Source organism: Bacteroidota bacterium (assembly GCA_016714535.1).
Classification (GTDB): Bacteria; Bacteroidota; Bacteroidia; order AKYH767-A; family OLB10; genus JADKFV01.
On sequence record JADKDR010000014.1, the window covers coordinates 147,948 to 164,327 of the forward strand.

Below are 16,380 nucleotides of genomic sequence, written 5' to 3' on the forward strand. Positions count from 1 at the left end.
ATTTTAAAAACAAAACAAAATGAAATCATTCGCAATTGCGGGTACCAAAAGGGTAAATTTATCTAAGTCAGCACTTAGAGAATTGAGAGCATCAGGACACGTGCCTTGCGTTCTTTACGGTGGTAAAGAGCAGGTACCTTTCACTGCTCCGGCCATGTCGTTCAAGCATTTGGTGTACACGCCCGATGTACACACGGTAGAATTGTCTATCGATGGCAGTAGCTACAAGGCAGTAATGCAGGATTTACAGTTTCATCCTGTGTCAGACAAACTTCTTCACATCGATTTTCTTCAGATTTTTCCTGAAAAGCCGGTAGTTATGGAAATACCGGTAAAGTTGGAAGGAGCCTCTGAAGGGGTTAAGCAAGGAGGTAAATTAATACAGAAGTTAAAGAAACTTAAAGTAAAAGCATTACCTGCCAATCTTCCTGACCGTATTATGGTAAATATTTCTTCATTGCAAATAGGAGGAACAATAAAGGTAGGCGAAATGGAGATGGCCAATGTTGAATTTCTGGATACGCCAAGCAACATGATTGTTGGAGTTCGTACTACTCGTAATGTAGTTGAGACCCCGGCAGCAGCGGCAGCAGCAGCCCCGGCAGCAGCCAAAGCAGCCCCGGCAGCTAAGGCAGCCCCAGCAGCAGCAGCAAAACCGGCAGCAAAGAAATAAGCACAGGTAAAAAAATCTTAAAAGCCCATGCAGATGCATGGGCTTTTTTGTTTCACAAAAGACCGATGTAACGGTGATAATATATGTTTCGATTGATAATTTTTAATAAAATTTAAGCATCATTATCATCAACATAGTTTGGTACATAGCGCAGTGCTTACTACCTTAGCAGCATGACTTCCAAAATTTACAATGACCCGGTATATGGATTTATACAAATTCCGTTTCCGGTAATTAACCAGCTTATAGCGCATCCATATGTACAACGACTGCGTAGAATAAGGCAGTTAGGTCTTACGCATTATGTATACCCGGGGGCCCTGCATACGCGATTCCATCATGCCCTTGGTGCTATGCACCTGATGACGCAAGCCATTGCTTCGTTACGAAGCAAAGATGTAAAAATTTCGTATGAAGAAGCCGAGGCTGCCACTATTGCTATACTATTGCATGATAGCGGGCATGGCCCTTTTTCGCATGCACTCGAACATTCCATAGTTAGCGGCATTCATCACGAAAGAATATCAGAAATCATAATTGAAGCACTAAATAATGAGATGGGAGGGAAGCTCGAGCTCGCACTTGAAATTTTTAAAAACACCTATTCGAAAAAATTTCTGCATCAGCTCGTTTCATCTCAACTTGATATGGACCGTTTGGATTACCTCAACCGCGATAGTTTTTTTACCGGTGTAACCGAAGGAGTGGTCAGTAGTGACCGCCTCATAAAAATGCTCGATGTACACAATGATTCGCTCGTAGTGGAAGAAAAGGGAATATACTCGGTAGAGAATTTTATTATAGCACGTAGGCTTATGTACTGGCAAGTGTATTTGCATAAAACGGTATTGTCAGCAGAAAATTTGCTGGTCAATATTCTTAAGCGTGCCGTGGAATTGGCCGAAAGCGGCCAATCATTATTTGCTACACCTGCTCTTAACTTTTTTCTACAAAACCGAATTAGCAATGAGGACTTTTACAATAATAAGGAAGTACTAACCAACTACATTGCGCTTGATGATTATGATTTATATGCAGCCATAAAAGTATGGATGCGCCATAGTGACTTTGTGCTTTCGCGTCTATCTTCCAATATCATAAACAGAAACTTGTATAAGATAAATATTGCAAAAGTTCCTTTTGAGAAGGAGTTAATTGAGCAATTGACTAATTCGGTTTGCGAGACTTATAAAATAAGCAAGCAAGAGGCAGCCTATTTTATTTTTACAGGAACCGTTTCAAACAATGCGTATAAGCCAAATACGGAACAGATAAATATTCTTTATAAAAATGGCGAGGTGCTGGATATCGCCAAGGCTTCTGATAACTTAAATATTTCTGTGCTGAGCGAGCCAATTGTGAAGTACTATTTATGCACCGAAAGGTATTAGCTCAATAAAAAAAATATTTTGCACAGTGTGCGACATTTGTCGCATATTGTTGTACATTTGCCGCATGCGCAAAACAAAACGATTACCGGTAAAGGCAACACCTGTTGCTATAGCACTTGAAGAGCCTTTTTCTGATGCATCTATTGCTGACGTGTTTTTCGATGATCTTTACAACATCCTTGGTGGTAAAGCGTTGAACTCAAAAATCAAAAACGAGTTTGACCTAATCCAGCAGGCTGAGTCAGGTATAAAAATGAAATCGGTAAAGGCTGTCAGCGAATTTCTCGATATATCTATGGATAAGATGAGTCAACTACTCAATGTTTCTATCCGTACTTTTCAACGTAAAAAAGCAACCGATGTGATGAGCGCTGCCATTTCGCAAAAGACTATTGACATAGCTGAGGTGGCCGCTAAAGGCAAAGAAATTTTTGGCAATAAGGAGAAATTCAACTTGTGGCTAAACAGTCCTATTCCTGCTTTGCATAATCGCAAACCATTCGACTTGTTGAAAACAAGTACAGGTATCAAGTTGGTTATGACAACGCTTATGCGCATTGAATATGGTATTTATATTTAAGTTTATTGTTCATGCGCGTTTATCGTATTGCTGCTAGGAAACACATCCGCGATCTTAGTGGCACGGGAGCCTTGTTATACGGTGGGCGTTGGAATGAGCCTGGTACTGCAGCACTTTATACTTCATCTCATTTATCATTGGCCGCATTGGAATTGCTTTGCCAAAGTCCGTTACATTCATTTCCCGCTCAATTGTATTCAGTAGAAATTGAAATTCCTGATAAGATAAAAGGATTTGAAATTAAAACTTCGGAGCTTCCTCAAAATTGGAAGCAAATTCCTGCAGGAGCTACTACTAAGAAAACAGGGACCCGTATTTTAAAACAGAATATGTATTTATTTCTAAAAGCTCCCTCAGCCGTATTACCGGGGGAGTTCAATTATATTATCAATCCACAACATCCCAAAGCTTCCCTCCTTAAAATAATTAATTGCGAGCCATTTAGTTTTGATCAACGGCTATATCAAAATCTGGTTTAATAATTTTTTGTAAACCTGAAGTGCATTATCATACCTAAAAACAAAACAGGGACTCCGCTCTTGCCTTCAATCGTTTCGTTTTCAAAATTTGATTGCTCCAAAAACCTTGCATCATCCGGTAGTTCGCTAAAGGATACATACTTAATTCTTGCTCCAACTGCACCGTAAAATTCGTAAGCAATTCGCCTGCTACTATTAATTGTATTTAAGCCTGCTTTTATATGAAGGCCATGCACATCATAAAACTTACTGAGCAACAAAAGCTGCTGATATTTATTACCCATTCGTAAAAACCATTCCTGTTTTGTTCTTGTGAAATCTTTATAAAGATATTCTGCACCCACATAGTAACTTTCGTAGCTTGTGCGAAATACGTTTAGCTGTACCTCAGCTGCTATGCGGTACCCTGCATAATTGTTGTTCTTAAAATTTGGGCCGGCTTTATAAATTGAAAACATTGGGCCGCCTCTAAACTGGGCGCTGAAGATATTGTTAAAGCGATAACCAATACCTGCTTCTAAGCCCTGATTAAGAGGATCGAAAATGTAAAATGGCTTGGTAACTAATGACCACTTTGGAACTACACTGCTATCTTGCTGTGCAGCACAAACAGTTGAAATGAAAAAAACTAGGGCTAACGCTACAAGGCGCATTATTTGGTTTGGAAGGTGCTTACCAATGTGATATTATTTATATCTGAATAATTATACAACTGCACATTGCTTAGTGAGCTAACCAACATAAAAGGATAATTGAGAATTATATCCCTTGAATTGGCCATTGGAATTTCATGACTATAAACAGGAAATGCCGGATTTGAAATATCAAAAATAAGAACCCCGGTATTGTTTTCGCATACGTAAAGCCAGTTGCCTTCAGCAGCAATGCCATAAGGCTCTTCTAGCTCTACTTCTGCAACTGTTTTTATAATTTGTGGGTTTTGTACATCATATACCGCTAATATACTTTTGCTGTAAGCATGCCCGCATCCAATGGTATAAGCATTTTGAGTGGAGTAAGCATAATGTCCTTGCACTGAAACCGGATCGCAACTCACTTCATGATTTACTTTGGGCGAGGAATTGGGTTTTCAGGATTATTAATATCAAGATAGTATAAACCATCATTGGCGCCAACATAAATGCCATTACCATATATGGTTATGGTTTCTAAACCATAATCCAACTTGATTGAGTTTTTATATACCGGGTTATCGTTGTTACTTATGTCAAATATTTTTACATAGTTAACATCAATGGTATACATATAATTATCTTTAATGGCAAAGCGGGTTATAGAACCTGATTGCCCTGTTGCCTTACGTTCACTTGTTGTTGTGGTTTCTTTTTCGCAAGCGCTAAGAATAAATAAGACGATAGCTAAGAATGGAATAAACTTTTTCATTGCAGATTTTTTTTAATAATGTCCTAAAGGAAACAGAATAATTTATAACTACAAAAATATTTAACATTAAACTGAAAGAATAACACCGAGCTATGATTTTCTTTTTAAAAGAACAACCTTTGACACCCTAAAAATAAAATAAAATGGAGTATCGCAAATTAGGAAATTCGGGCTTACAGGTAAGTGCATTATCATTGGGAAGCTGGCTTACAATGGGCAAAATGATAGACCATACAATGACTGAGCAACTCATGCATACGGCTTATGATGCAGGAGTTAACTTTTTTGATAGTGCCGAGATTTATGCTAACGGCAAAGCCGAAGAAGCGATTGGTAAGGTATTGTCAAATGTAGCGTGGGAACGCAGCAGCTATCTGGTTTCGAGTAAAGTTTTTTTTGGCATTCATGGTGAAAAAGCAAGCCAAACCAACGGGGATTAAGCCGCAAGCATATCATGGAATGTTGTCATGATGCCCTCAAGCGGATGAGCGTAGACTATCTGGATTTGTTTTTTTGTCATCGTCCTGATAAAAATACTCCGATTGAGGAAGTAGTTTGGGCCATGAACCATTTATTGCAACAAGGTAAGATATTGTACTGGGGTACCAGCGAATGGAGTGCACCGGAAATAATGCATGCGCACATGTTTGCGCGCGAGTATCGGCTTATAGGCCCAACAATGGAACAACCTGAGTACAACATGTTTGCTCGCGAAAAAATGGAAAGGGAATTCTTACACATATTTAAAAACGTTGGAATGGGAACCACTATATGGTCCCCACTTGCCAGTGGAATATTGACCGGAAAATATAACGAGGGTGTACCACAAAACTCCCGACTTGCATTTAATGGGCTTGAGTGGCTGCGCGATCGTAATCGTACCGAACAACGGATAGAAAAAGTAAAAAAAATGAAGACAATTGCTGATAGCCTGGGAACAACAACTACTTCGCTGGCATTAGCATGGTGTCTATACAATCCTCATGTTAGTACGGTGCTCTTAGGTGCCACATCGGTGTCGCAGTTAACAGAAAACCTTGCCGCATTGGAGACTTTACCCAAGCTAACCAATGAACATATTGCAGAAATAGAAATTATATTGGATAATAAGCCAACGTTACCTGCATTTTAACTTCAAATTATTTTTAATAAAAAAAATAAATGATGCAACCCCAGGCAAAGAACAGCGTCTTGTAAAATCAGAAAGCACTAATGAATGAAGCCGAACTTGTAGCACAATGCCTGGCAGGAGAAGCAAAAGCGCAACAGGAATTGTATAACCGCTTTGCCCCCCGAATGATGTCCGTATGCCTGCGTTATGCTGAAAACAGGGAAGAAGCCGAAGATTTTTTGCAAGATGGATTTATAAAAGTGTTTACCAAACTGAGTTCTTTTAAATTCGAAGGTTCGTTGGAGGGATGGATGCGCAGGGTACTAGTTAATAATATGCTTGATGAATTGCGCAGAAAACTTCAAATGCCAGGAATGGATGTGATAGACGCCCGCTTTAATGATCCACCTTCTGCATCTCTGCCTACCGATGGCATACAGGCAAAAGAGTTGATGACATTAATTGCTTCGCTGCCTGCAGGGTATCGCACCATATTTAATATGTATGTTCTGGATGGTTACTCACACAAAGAAATTGCTGCTCAGTTGAAGATTGCTGAGAGTACCAGCAAGTCACAATTAAGCCGGGCACGCGAATATCTTCAGAAGCGAATTAAAGCAACAGTTGTAAGCAGTATAAACAAATAAGGAAATAAGAGACCTCTTAAAAGTAAACGAGGCTACCATTGAAAAAAAATGACCGATAAGGAATTAGATAAATTATTTGCAGACCAGTTACAAAACCTGGAGTCGCCTGTTAATCCTGAAATTTGGACTCGGGTAAGTGGTTCAATTGCACAAGCAGGTTCAACAGCCGCTGTAGTTGGAACAGCCGGTATTTCAAAACTTACCTTGGCAATTGCTGCTGCTGTTTTTGCAGGCACTATTGCTGCAGTTACTTTTTTCTATACCAATAAGGATAGCGATTTAAAACAATCAGAACAAGTTGTTTCTAGTTCAACCGTTGCTTCTGAAAATAAAGAAGTTGCAAAGGTTGAGGAGCCATCTTCAATTGGCATAAATCCTGAAATAGAAAAGGTTAAGCAAGCTGAAAATGCCATAATAGCAGCAACTCAAAGTGTTGCTAATCAAGAAAATACCCTTAGTGCTAATAACTCTACCTCGCCTGATTTAGATGCAAATGCGACCACTAACTCAGCACCTCCTCAAGCTAATACGCCTGCCGCAATTCCTCAAATAAATGGAGTTGATGGTAAGCAAACACAAAATGACCCTCAAGATTCCAATCCCGATAAGCTTGAAGCAGAGCCTGATAACCTGGGTCAGACTAAGGAAGATGAAAAAGCCATTCCATCTGTGCCTAAGGATGATGTTGCACAATACCTCGATTTGGAGCGTATAAGTAATGTAATGACACCCAATGGAGATGGGCTAAATGATGAGTTCAAGGTGATCGTCAACAATATGAAAGTAGTCAATATGGTGATTTATGAGCGTAATGGTAAGACGATAAAGTCAGTACAAAATGGTACAGCAGAATTAGTATGGGATGGAAAGGACAAAAATGGAAATCAGGTATCAACAGGCACCTATTTTTACTTTATCTTTGGCGAAACAATTCATAACTCACCGCTTGTACATCGTGGAAGTATTGATATCAGGTAGAAGAAGAAATATCCTATAAATAAAAAGAAATTAATCAATCAAAATAATTCAATAAAAGTTATGTTCAAGAATCTTTATCTAAAATTAGTTGCACTGTTTGCTATTGTTTTAATGGCAGGTAATTTAAATGCATCTCACTTAGCAGGAATGGACCTTACCTATGAGTACGCAGGTTCGCCCAACACCTTTAAATTAACGCTTAAAGTGTATCGCGATTGTTCGGGGATCACCGTATCATCAAGTTACAATTTGTGCTATTTTTCTAATAATTTGGGTCAACAGGGAACTGTTACTGCCACTCAAGTTGCGGGCCCGAATGTTGTACCCACTCCTCCTTGTATCAACGCAGGCTTAAGCTCTTGTCAGGGTGGTTCCGCTTACGGTATAGAGGAGTTTGTATATGAGGTAACGGTTACGCTTCCAGGTCAAGCTACCGATTGGGTTTTTTACACTTCCGATGGTGGTCTGTGTTGCCGTAACCCAGCAATTACCACATTGCAAAACCCGGGTGGCGATGGACAAAATGTATATGCTACATTAGACAACCTGAATTTTCCGGCTAATAGTTCAGCAGCTTTTGCGTCTTTACCAGTTACGCAGTTTTGTATTAACAATGCCTTCTACTTTAGCCAGTTTGCTACGGATATTGATGGCGACTCATTGCGCTTCTCACTTACTGAGCCACTTAATTATAGTGCCACTTGCGGTACAATTGCCGCACCGGTTCAGTTTGCTAACCCCTACACGTATCTTGCACCTTTTACAACACTTAACGGTGTTAATGTAGATCCTATACAAGGTTATATTGCATTTACACCAACAGCTATTGAAGTTGGTGTAATGGCATTATTGGTAGAAGATTTCGATAAAACTACCGGCCTATTGCGTGGCTCCATACGCAGAGATATTCAGATTAATATTATTTCTAACTGCAACATAATTATTCCAAATTTCTCTACCTCTACCATTAATGGAGTACCTAAGGCGTTGCAAGCCCAATGCAGAGATACCTGTATTATTGTGCCTCTAGACAAAGTGGTACAATGTGGTTCTATTGCTCCTAATGGTTCTGACTTCAGAGCTATTCGGCCTAATGGTGCACCAAACCCGATTTTTAAAGCCGAGCCACACAATTGTGTAAATGGATTTACAGATTCAGTAAAGGTTTATTTTTATAAGCACCTTACTCAAGGCACTACTCAATTATGGATTAAGAAGGGTGGAGATAACAATACGTTATTATCAGAGTGCGGTACTGAAATGCCAGAGTCAGACACTATTAACATTGTTGTTGTTGACCCTACTATTATGGCTTTGCCGGTAATAGATACAGCCAGCTCATGTGCATTTAGTTCGTTTGTAGTAAATATGCCCGAAGATATCTCTTGTTATTCGATAGCCGGTGATGGCTCTGATTTTACATTTGTAGACAATATTGGCACCAATTATCCGATTGCCAGTGCCTCCGGTGTGAACTGCTCATTTGCTATTGAATATACTAACCAGATTGCTATTACACTCTCAGGAGTTGCAAACGGCAATCAGCCTTATTACCTTATTTCCAAACCAGGTACTGATAATAATACGATTAGCAATTCATGTGATAAGTTTATCCTTAATGATACGGTTGCAATTATCTATACCAACGCCTTTGTTACTGCCAATCTGGGCAATGATACAACCTTATGTGCAAGTCAGAATTCGCTTGTATTGGATCCTGGCAATGTGGGCGCAACCTATACCTGGTACTTTAATGGTGCGCCTATTGGTGGCAACACACAACAGTTAACCGCAGCACAAACCGGAACGTACATGGTCAATGTATTTTATGGACCAAGTTGTCAGGGATATGATACCATCAATGTTCAGTACCTGCCAGCTCCGGTTGTTAATCTGGGTAACAACTTAAGTATTTGCGATGGCGATGTTTTCCCAGTGTTGGATGCCGGTAATCCTGGAGCTAATTATCAGTGGTTATTGAATGGCAATCCAATAGCTACAACACAAACAATTACTACAACAACAGCAGGAACGTATACGGTAATAGTTAGCGCCTCTACATGTACAGCTTCGAGCAGTGTGCAGGTTATAGTGGCTAATTCTACTCCGTTTGATCTTGGTGCCGATCAGGATATTTGCGAAACAGGTAATGTCTCTATCTCAACCAGTGTGCCTGGCAGTTCCTATATATGGGCGCTAAATGGTACCAACCTGAACAATAATAACCAAACGTATACGGCCACTCAAGCGGGTTCATATGTAGTAGAATTAACCAATACCGATGGATGTAAATCTCGCGATACCGTTGTGGTTAATGTAGAAAAATTACCAGGTAAGCCAATTGTTAAGTGTGCCTTAGGACAAAGCGGATATCAGTTTGTTTATACATGGGATGCCATAGCCGGGGCTTCGGGATATGAAGTGAGTATAAATGGTGCAGCTTTTATTGCAAATAATCTACCACCAACAAGCCATGGGGTTAATGAAGCACCATCTACCTTTACCGTGCATGCCTTGGGTGTTGAATGTGCAAATGGACCTGAGTCGGATCCTGCATTTTGCGATATCGTTATTCCAAATATTGTTACGCCTAACGGTGACAATATGAATGATTTGTTTTTTATTCAAAACCTTGCTCAGTTTGGCAATGCACAATTGAAACTATTTAATCGCTGGGGTAATGTAATTTATGAAAACGGGTCGTATAAGAATGATTACAATTTTGCTGATCAACCTGATGGTGTATATTATTATATCCTTACTGTAGAGCAATTAGACAAGGATTATTCTGGTAATGTAACTGTTTATCGTCAAAAGTAATTTTATATAAAGTAGAACTTAATACTAAGTTCTTTCAAATCCCGCTGGCTGTAATGGTCTGCGGGATTTTTTTTTAGAGCTATTCATTCCAATTTATTAGTAGAAGACTATATAGGGTTTGCTGATTAAGTTCGAGCGCGGGCCATTTTCAAATTGTGATTCAAAATTAAATTTACAAAGCATATAGCAATAGTTACTATCCATGAGCACTGTGCTGAAAAAGTCCGACACATTTTACCCAAAAGGCAATAGGATGCTTCCATGGCTAATTTAACCAGTTTAAGTGCCAAGATGATGGAGGCCATCCAAGATTCACTTGTTTGTTGGAGTTTGGCTCGTACTCTGTTTAATCCATACCCTCCTTTTGCTTGGCCAAATTTTCCTTCAATCGGATTGCGCTCCCCCGGACATACGTATGCTGTTTCTACTGCCTTTGGTCTGCCGAGTGGTTTTGTTTGAGCTGTATGCCTAACTCTTTGAGCTTTGCTCGACTTTCTCTATTACAGTATATTTTATCTGCGAGCACTTCTTTAGGATTATAACCCCATCTTGCTTTGTATTGTTCGACCGAACTTATTAGGTGTGTGCCTTTGTTAAAAGCTTTCCACGATAGATGGTCGATAAAGGTATATCCATTGTTTAGGCTTACATTTATTTTTGCACCGAATTCTACTTTTGCGTTTGCTTTGCCTCGCACGATAGGGCGCACATGAGACTGGTGTATACTTACTATTCTGTGCTCGATGCTGTGGGTGTGTGTATCATACATTTGCTTTTGTTGGTCGTACAAAGTTTGAATTACAAGTAGGTATTTGTACATTTTTTTATCCAAAGGGTTGCATGTGAGTTGGTCTAGTTGCATGTGTTTGATTTGAAGGTCTCTGTGCAAAAAATTGAGCTGCTTTCGTATGGCCTTTCGTATTTCCCTTTTTGTTTTACTTTTCTTTTGTACGGTTTTCAAATACAGTTTGCGTGCTGACTCTCGATAAGTGCGTGGCTTTTCTTCTGCCATTATATGCGAATGCAGAATATCGATTTTTGCTTCAGCCTTCTCACGTGCATCATTGAGTAAATTCAAATCAGTAGGATAGCTGATATCTTGTGGTGCTGCGGTTGCATCTGTTATCATCGTTCCGTTATGCGTTGGCGCAACTTCATTCGCAACAGTTGGCGTATCTTCTATATTTGTTTGCGTTACATCAGCATTGATACTGCTGTCGGGTGCTTGCGTTCGGGAATGTTCAAGGTCTAACATCATCTCATTCATTTTGCCCACCAAATCAAAGTTTAATCGAAAGCGAATACTCACAAATAGTGATGCATCGAATGGCGCTTCATTGCTAAAGCTGCTGTAGCCAATAAAGTATTGCATGTACATGTTTTCTTGTATTTGTAATACCGCCTCTCTGTCCGTTAATTCGCACAGCTGTTTGATTATTACTGCCCCAATGGCAACTCGCGGGTTTATTAAACTTGCTCCATTTGTATGATGGTTTAATTGCTTCTGGTACAATGTCACCAACCTATCCCAAGGTATGCGATGCGCAAGAACTACCCAACGATTGTTAGGATCTAATTTCTTAGCAAATGGTGTTTCGAATCCTTCAAAGGTAAGTTGAGAGGTGCTAATATATTCTTGTTTGGATGCACGGGTTATTGATGCTCTGGCCATTTTTCCTTGCAGATGTTTTTGATGTTTCGTAGCAAATCTATTGATTTTTATAGGAACATACTATTTTCAGCAAACCCTAAGTACAGCGAATTCAAAAAAATATTTTTTTGCAAAAGCCTTGCTGCGCGCAGAGTTGGACGATTTAGAAGGAAGCAAAAATGATTATGATTTAGCCATGAAACATTCTTCGGAATTTAGTGATGCGTTTTATAACCGCGCTATATTTCAAATAATTTATTGCAATTTTATTTGAGTCACAAATATTTTCAAATATTTATTGAGCATGGTTGCTTCTGAAATTTAAGAGACAAAATCATGGGCAATTTGAAGATTATTATATTTTACAAAAATTTGATTGCATACTAAATGCAGTTTTTTATATTTGACCATTGAATATTAAATATATTAGTTACCAAAAAAATTTATTTTATTATATTATGAAAAATTCAAAAAATTATCTTCAGCAAGGATTGAAAGAAAAAAGTGTAACAGAATTTGATTTGGTCTTGCAATTTAATTACCCCCCCCCCCCCGCGTTGTTTGTGTGCACAATTTTCTAAGTTACTTTTATAAATTATTTGAGCAAAAACTAAAATCCAACCTAAAGTTTTTAGTGATGACTTCATTTTTATTATTTTCCCTATTTCAATTGATTGCGCAAAACGCGATTTGGACTTTCCCACATCAGCAGGTAAAAATGATGCAAGGTCAGTTTCCTGCAGTTTCGCCAATAGGTGCTGGCACACCTGTTACAACAGTACATAGCTACAATGCAATACAAGATGACAATGGGAATCTATTATTTTATATTGTAAATGAAGAGCTTTTTGATAACAATGGCGTTTATGTATCTGATTTATTAAATGGTAATCCTAATAGTGGAAGTTTTCTATGTCTTGGTTACCCGGAAATGTGTATTGTTCCTGTAAATGATTTACCTACTTGCAACAAATATTTTATTATAGGTGGCAGTCCAAACGGACAGAACAATCAGTCACCTCCTTATAATGGCATCACCCCGCAATGGTTCGTTTATAATGCGGATACAAAAGTGTTAACAGGCAATACAAATAATGGTGGTGGCAACTTAATAGATATTAATGGAGCACCCAATGATTGGTTTCAACTAAATTATCATTTCTTAGATATGCACTTTGCAGTTTCAAAAAGAAACTGCAATACCGGGAATAGATTATTATTCATGTATAATGGCCTCAAATTATACTATTCAACGGTTTCAAATACTTCGATAAGTAATGCAACCGAAATTCCTACCTTGGTAACTCCGCAAATATCCAGTAATAATGCCTGTGAAATGGAAGTTTTAGAAAAAGCAGATGGCACCTATTTGCTTGCTTTTTTTAGTGAATCTGTTTGGCCTAATTATCGTATAAATATTATTCACTTAGCAGCAAATGGATTCACTGTATTGAATGAATCATTTGTAAATATTAGCGAATGGGCCTACGGGTTGGAATTTTCACCTTCTGGAAAGTACTTATATACCACCATAGACGCACCTTTTACTACCTTGCATTATATAGATCTGTCAGCAGTAAATCTTACTTTGCAAGCATTACCTGCATCCAATATGGTGCAAAGCCAATTTGGTAAGTCGCAAATTGAATTGGGAGTAGATGGCAAATTATATTTTTTTAGAAATGCTTCCGGTAACTTGCAAATTCCTGCATTCTTAACCCCAGAGAATCCTCTTTCAAATAGTTGGCAATTGAGTGCAATACCAGGCTTGAATTTCCCTTTCCCAAATGGATATCGTGGCTCTGGCATTTTGCCCGACCAAATAGATGGCGAAAATTACTATACAAAAGGAATCATTAATAGCCCAGTTACCATTACCCAAACCCCCGACATCCCCTTATGTGCCGACCAATACAACACAGCTACATTAACTGCTACAACCGAATGTCCACCTCTTTCGTATAGTTGGAGCAATGGAACGAGTATAGTAGGCATTACACCGGCTATTGAAGTTAATAATCCCGGAGTATATACGGTTACATTAACTTATCAATGTGGGTATACATCCACTGCAAGCATACAAGTGTATAATTGTTGCGAGGGTACATATCGGGTTGATGGGATAAAAACATTAAGTAGTTTGACCAATTGCCCCTTCCTTACAATATCCGGTAATAGTGCTGTGATGCAGAATATATTTAACTGCAATAGTCCCAATGATCCGCATCCTACCATTGCTGTAAATGGGCGATTAATAGTAGATATGAATTTTGATGTAGATGGCATGGAGTTTATCATGGGCCCCAATTCGGAGATAGTTGTTCAATATGGTAAAATTATACGCAATACGATACCTTCAGGTAGTCCACTTTGCGACTATTTTCATGGATGTGGCGAGTATATGTGGCGCGGCATTTATTTAGAAGGTTCTGTTGGCACTGACAATGCGTTGTTTTTTTCAAACACTGCTGTGTATATAGAAGATGCCAAGCACGGTATATGGTCAAAGGACAATGCAAAATTAACGGTGAGCAATGTTACCTTTAATAAAAACAACATGGGTATTTTATTTACACCACCATTATTTGGCAGCAGTACCAATACATCGAGCATAACCAATTGCAAGTTTATGTGCAATGATAAAAACACCTTGGCCTTGCAAACCTGCATAAGACCTTACTTAGGCTTACGAAGCAATACAGGTGTTAAAAGTAATGACATAGATTTTTTTACAAATAGGCAATGATGGCAATATTAATAATCGCAACTATTTTCGTAATCTTGATACGGGAATTGCTGTAATATATGGTGAGGCAAATATTGTAAACAATCAGTTTAGCGATATGCCACTGATAGACCCCAATGATGATGGCCTTGAGAATGGAATAGGTATAGCTGCATATGGTTTTAAGCAAAACCCTGCCAAAGTAACCATTGGAAATATAGGCCTTGGAGAAAATATATTTGAAAGACTTGAATACGGGATACATACCCGCAACATGGTGGAGAATGAAACGCGTTACAATAAATTTTATGATACCCGATTTGGAATGTATTTGGCAAGCCATACTAAATCAGCAATAAATATTTACGAAAACGAATTTACAAATTTCAGCATGGGGATATTTGGATTGAACATGACCAACCCAATAAACAATTGCACGGTATTTAATAACCGAATAAATCCCAATGGAGGCATAGGAGCAACCGGTATACGTTTAGGTGCCAATAATGGATTGAGTTTTTATGCCAACGTATATGGTAATGGTATAAATGGATGCCGCACAGGCATAAGCATATTAAACGCAACCGAAGTTAATACAGATTTTAATACGATTTGTTTTTTTAGTAATCCGGCACCCAACATGCTTGAGCATGTGGGCATACGGGCATTAAATTGCAATAAAATAGATGCGCGAGAGAATGTAGTAAAATGGATAACTCATCCACCGCAGGCTAATATGAGTCTATATGCCAACAAAGTAAAGGGCTATTTATTTAATACTTGCAGCAATGGTACAATACACAATAATCAAACGCATTGGTGTGGTCATGGCTTTGAAACTATTTTCAATTGCCCAAATCTTAAATTTACCTGCAACCTTAATCAAGATACTTACAATGGATTTTATTTAATAGGAGCCACATTGCCCAACCAAGTACAAAACCTTGGTAATGATGAAGCTAATGTAAATACATGGATTAATAATTTTGGACAGTTTAATATTGATGGTAGTTGTAGTCCATTTGAATGGTACTATGACCCAAATATTACCAATAGTATTCCTGTGCCTTTTAACCCCAATTTTGTTCAGCCCAAAATTGAGACAACTGCTGTAGATTGTTCGCTATTGCAAAATGATGAATTAGGAAGCACCCTTGAAGGTATTATACAAGATTCAACCAATTATAATAATTTTATAGAAGAAAACCGATATGCAGAGGATGAGTTTGCCTATCATACGCTACGAGCAGATACAATGCATGAACTTAATATAGACTCCCTGTTGCGATTGCAATTTGAGCAAACGATGGATCAGGATGTGATAGGTCAATTTTATCAAGTTGCAGAAATGATAAGTAAAGGAGAAATTGAAGCAGCATACAATTTGAATCATACTATAAGTGATACAAGAATTGTTGCTGAAAATATTAAAACTGTCAACGATATTTTTCTGCGCACTGTTGCTATAGGCCAGCCTATAGGAGACAATGATAAAACTATACTGCTTAATATGGCAACCACCCTAAGCCTTGTAGGGGGAGAAGCCACCTTTTGGGCACGTAGCCTGCTGGGTGTTGACTTTGAAGATTTACTGAGCAACTACCTGCGCGAATCTAAAACGGAAACCACCAAGGACAAATTGAATGTAACCGTAAAATTGATGCCAAACCCTACTAATGGGAAAGTGATTTTAAATTCTAGCCATCCAATTAATTTTATCGAAGTATATAATAGCCTTCAGCAACAAGTTGGCGTTGCACAAACCAATATGGATGCACAAACTATTGAATTCGATTTTCAAAAAATAGAAGGCAATGTGTTTTTTATTAAAGCAGTGTTTGAGCAAGATGTTCGTTTTTATACAGTAATTGTAAATCATTAATAAGCAAATGAAAGGGCACTAACTTTGTTACTGCCCTTT

13 protein-coding genes and 2 pseudogenes are annotated in these 16,380 nt (G+C 38.5%); 10 read left to right on the plus strand and 5 right to left on the minus strand.

Annotated elements, in window-relative coordinates:
* The first annotated feature begins 19 nt into the window (after window positions 1-19).
* From IPO27_16880 to IPO27_16895, 4 genes are all read left to right on the plus strand, one after another.
* Window positions 20-673, plus strand: coding sequence for a 50S ribosomal protein L25/general stress protein Ctc (locus IPO27_16880; protein MBK8848113.1), 654 nt, complete (start codon window positions 20-22; stop codon window positions 671-673).
* A gap of 173 nt (window positions 674-846) precedes the next feature.
* Entirely contained in the window at window positions 847-2,064 is a 1,218-nt protein-coding gene (locus IPO27_16885) for an HD domain-containing protein (GenBank protein MBK8848114.1), read from the plus strand.
* 64 nt (window positions 2,065-2,128) lie between these two features.
* Window positions 2,129-2,644: a DUF2384 domain-containing protein gene (locus tag IPO27_16890; GenBank protein ID MBK8848115.1), complete on the plus strand. Its 516-nt coding sequence runs from the start codon at window positions 2,129-2,131 to the stop codon at window positions 2,642-2,644.
* Between the two features lie 11 nt (window positions 2,645-2,655).
* On the plus strand, window positions 2,656-3,123 hold the full coding sequence (locus IPO27_16895; protein MBK8848116.1) for an RES domain-containing protein: 468 nt from the start codon (window positions 2,656-2,658) through the stop codon (window positions 3,121-3,123).
* On the opposite strand, the gene IPO27_16900 is transcribed toward IPO27_16895, so the two are convergent.
* From IPO27_16900 to IPO27_16910, 3 genes are read right to left on the minus strand one after another with little or no spacing between them, the layout of a single operon-like run.
* Window positions 3,120-3,776, minus strand: a complete 657-nt coding sequence (locus IPO27_16900) for a hypothetical protein (protein ID MBK8848117.1) — start codon at window positions 3,774-3,776, stop codon at window positions 3,120-3,122. The genes IPO27_16895 and IPO27_16900 overlap by 4 nt on opposite strands.
* Window positions 3,776-4,180: a hypothetical protein gene (locus tag IPO27_16905; protein MBK8848118.1), complete on the minus strand. Its 405-nt coding sequence runs from the start codon at window positions 4,178-4,180 to the stop codon at window positions 3,776-3,778. The genes IPO27_16900 and IPO27_16905 overlap by 1 nt, the downstream gene beginning before the upstream one ends.
* An 8-nt stretch (window positions 4,181-4,188) precedes the next feature.
* Window positions 4,189-4,527: a hypothetical protein gene (locus IPO27_16910; protein ID MBK8848119.1), complete on the minus strand. Its 339-nt coding sequence runs from the start codon at window positions 4,525-4,527 to the stop codon at window positions 4,189-4,191.
* A gap of 143 nt (window positions 4,528-4,670) precedes the next feature.
* On the opposite strand from IPO27_16910, the pseudogene IPO27_16915 reads away from it, so the two are divergent.
* The 4 genes and pseudogenes from IPO27_16915 to IPO27_16930 all read left to right on the plus strand — a co-directional run bounded on the left by IPO27_16915 (window position 4,671) and on the right by IPO27_16930 (window position 10,083).
* Window positions 4,671-5,659, plus strand: a pseudogene (locus IPO27_16915) (aldo/keto reductase).
* A gap of 80 nt (window positions 5,660-5,739) precedes the next feature.
* Window positions 5,740-6,285, plus strand: a complete 546-nt coding sequence (locus IPO27_16920; protein MBK8848120.1) for a sigma-70 family RNA polymerase sigma factor — start codon at window positions 5,740-5,742, stop codon at window positions 6,283-6,285.
* Between the two features lie 48 nt (window positions 6,286-6,333).
* Window positions 6,334-7,263 carry a gliding motility-associated C-terminal domain-containing protein gene (locus tag IPO27_16925; protein ID MBK8848121.1) on the plus strand — a complete coding sequence of 310 codons (930 nt, stop codon included), beginning with the start codon at window positions 6,334-6,336 and terminating at the stop codon, window positions 7,261-7,263.
* 60 nt (window positions 7,264-7,323) lie between these two features.
* Window positions 7,324-10,083: a gliding motility-associated C-terminal domain-containing protein gene (locus tag IPO27_16930; protein MBK8848122.1), complete on the plus strand. Its 2,760-nt coding sequence runs from the start codon at window positions 7,324-7,326 to the stop codon at window positions 10,081-10,083.
* A gap of 125 nt (window positions 10,084-10,208) precedes the next feature.
* Here the strand turns inward: IPO27_16930 and IPO27_16935 are convergent.
* Together IPO27_16935 and IPO27_16940 are read right to left on the minus strand one after the other, a co-directional pair.
* Window positions 10,209-10,559, minus strand: a pseudogene (locus IPO27_16935) (transposase).
* Window positions 10,508-11,755 (minus strand): IS5 family transposase, encoded by a 1,248-nt coding sequence (locus IPO27_16940; protein ID MBK8848123.1) that lies wholly within the window; start codon window positions 11,753-11,755, stop codon window positions 10,508-10,510. Before IPO27_16940 ends, IPO27_16935 begins: the two are co-directional and overlap by 52 nt.
* A gap of 616 nt (window positions 11,756-12,371) precedes the next feature.
* On the opposite strand from IPO27_16940, the gene IPO27_16945 reads away from it, so the two are divergent.
* Both IPO27_16945 and IPO27_16950 read left to right on the plus strand, forming a co-directional pair.
* On the plus strand, window positions 12,372-14,480 hold the full coding sequence (locus tag IPO27_16945; protein ID MBK8848124.1) for a hypothetical protein: 2,109 nt from the start codon (window positions 12,372-12,374) through the stop codon (window positions 14,478-14,480).
* 97 nt (window positions 14,481-14,577) lie between these two features.
* Window positions 14,578-16,341 carry a hypothetical protein gene (locus IPO27_16950; protein ID MBK8848125.1) on the plus strand — a complete coding sequence of 588 codons (1,764 nt, stop codon included), beginning with the start codon at window positions 14,578-14,580 and terminating at the stop codon, window positions 16,339-16,341.
* The last annotated feature ends 39 nt before the right edge of the window (window positions 16,342-16,380 follow it).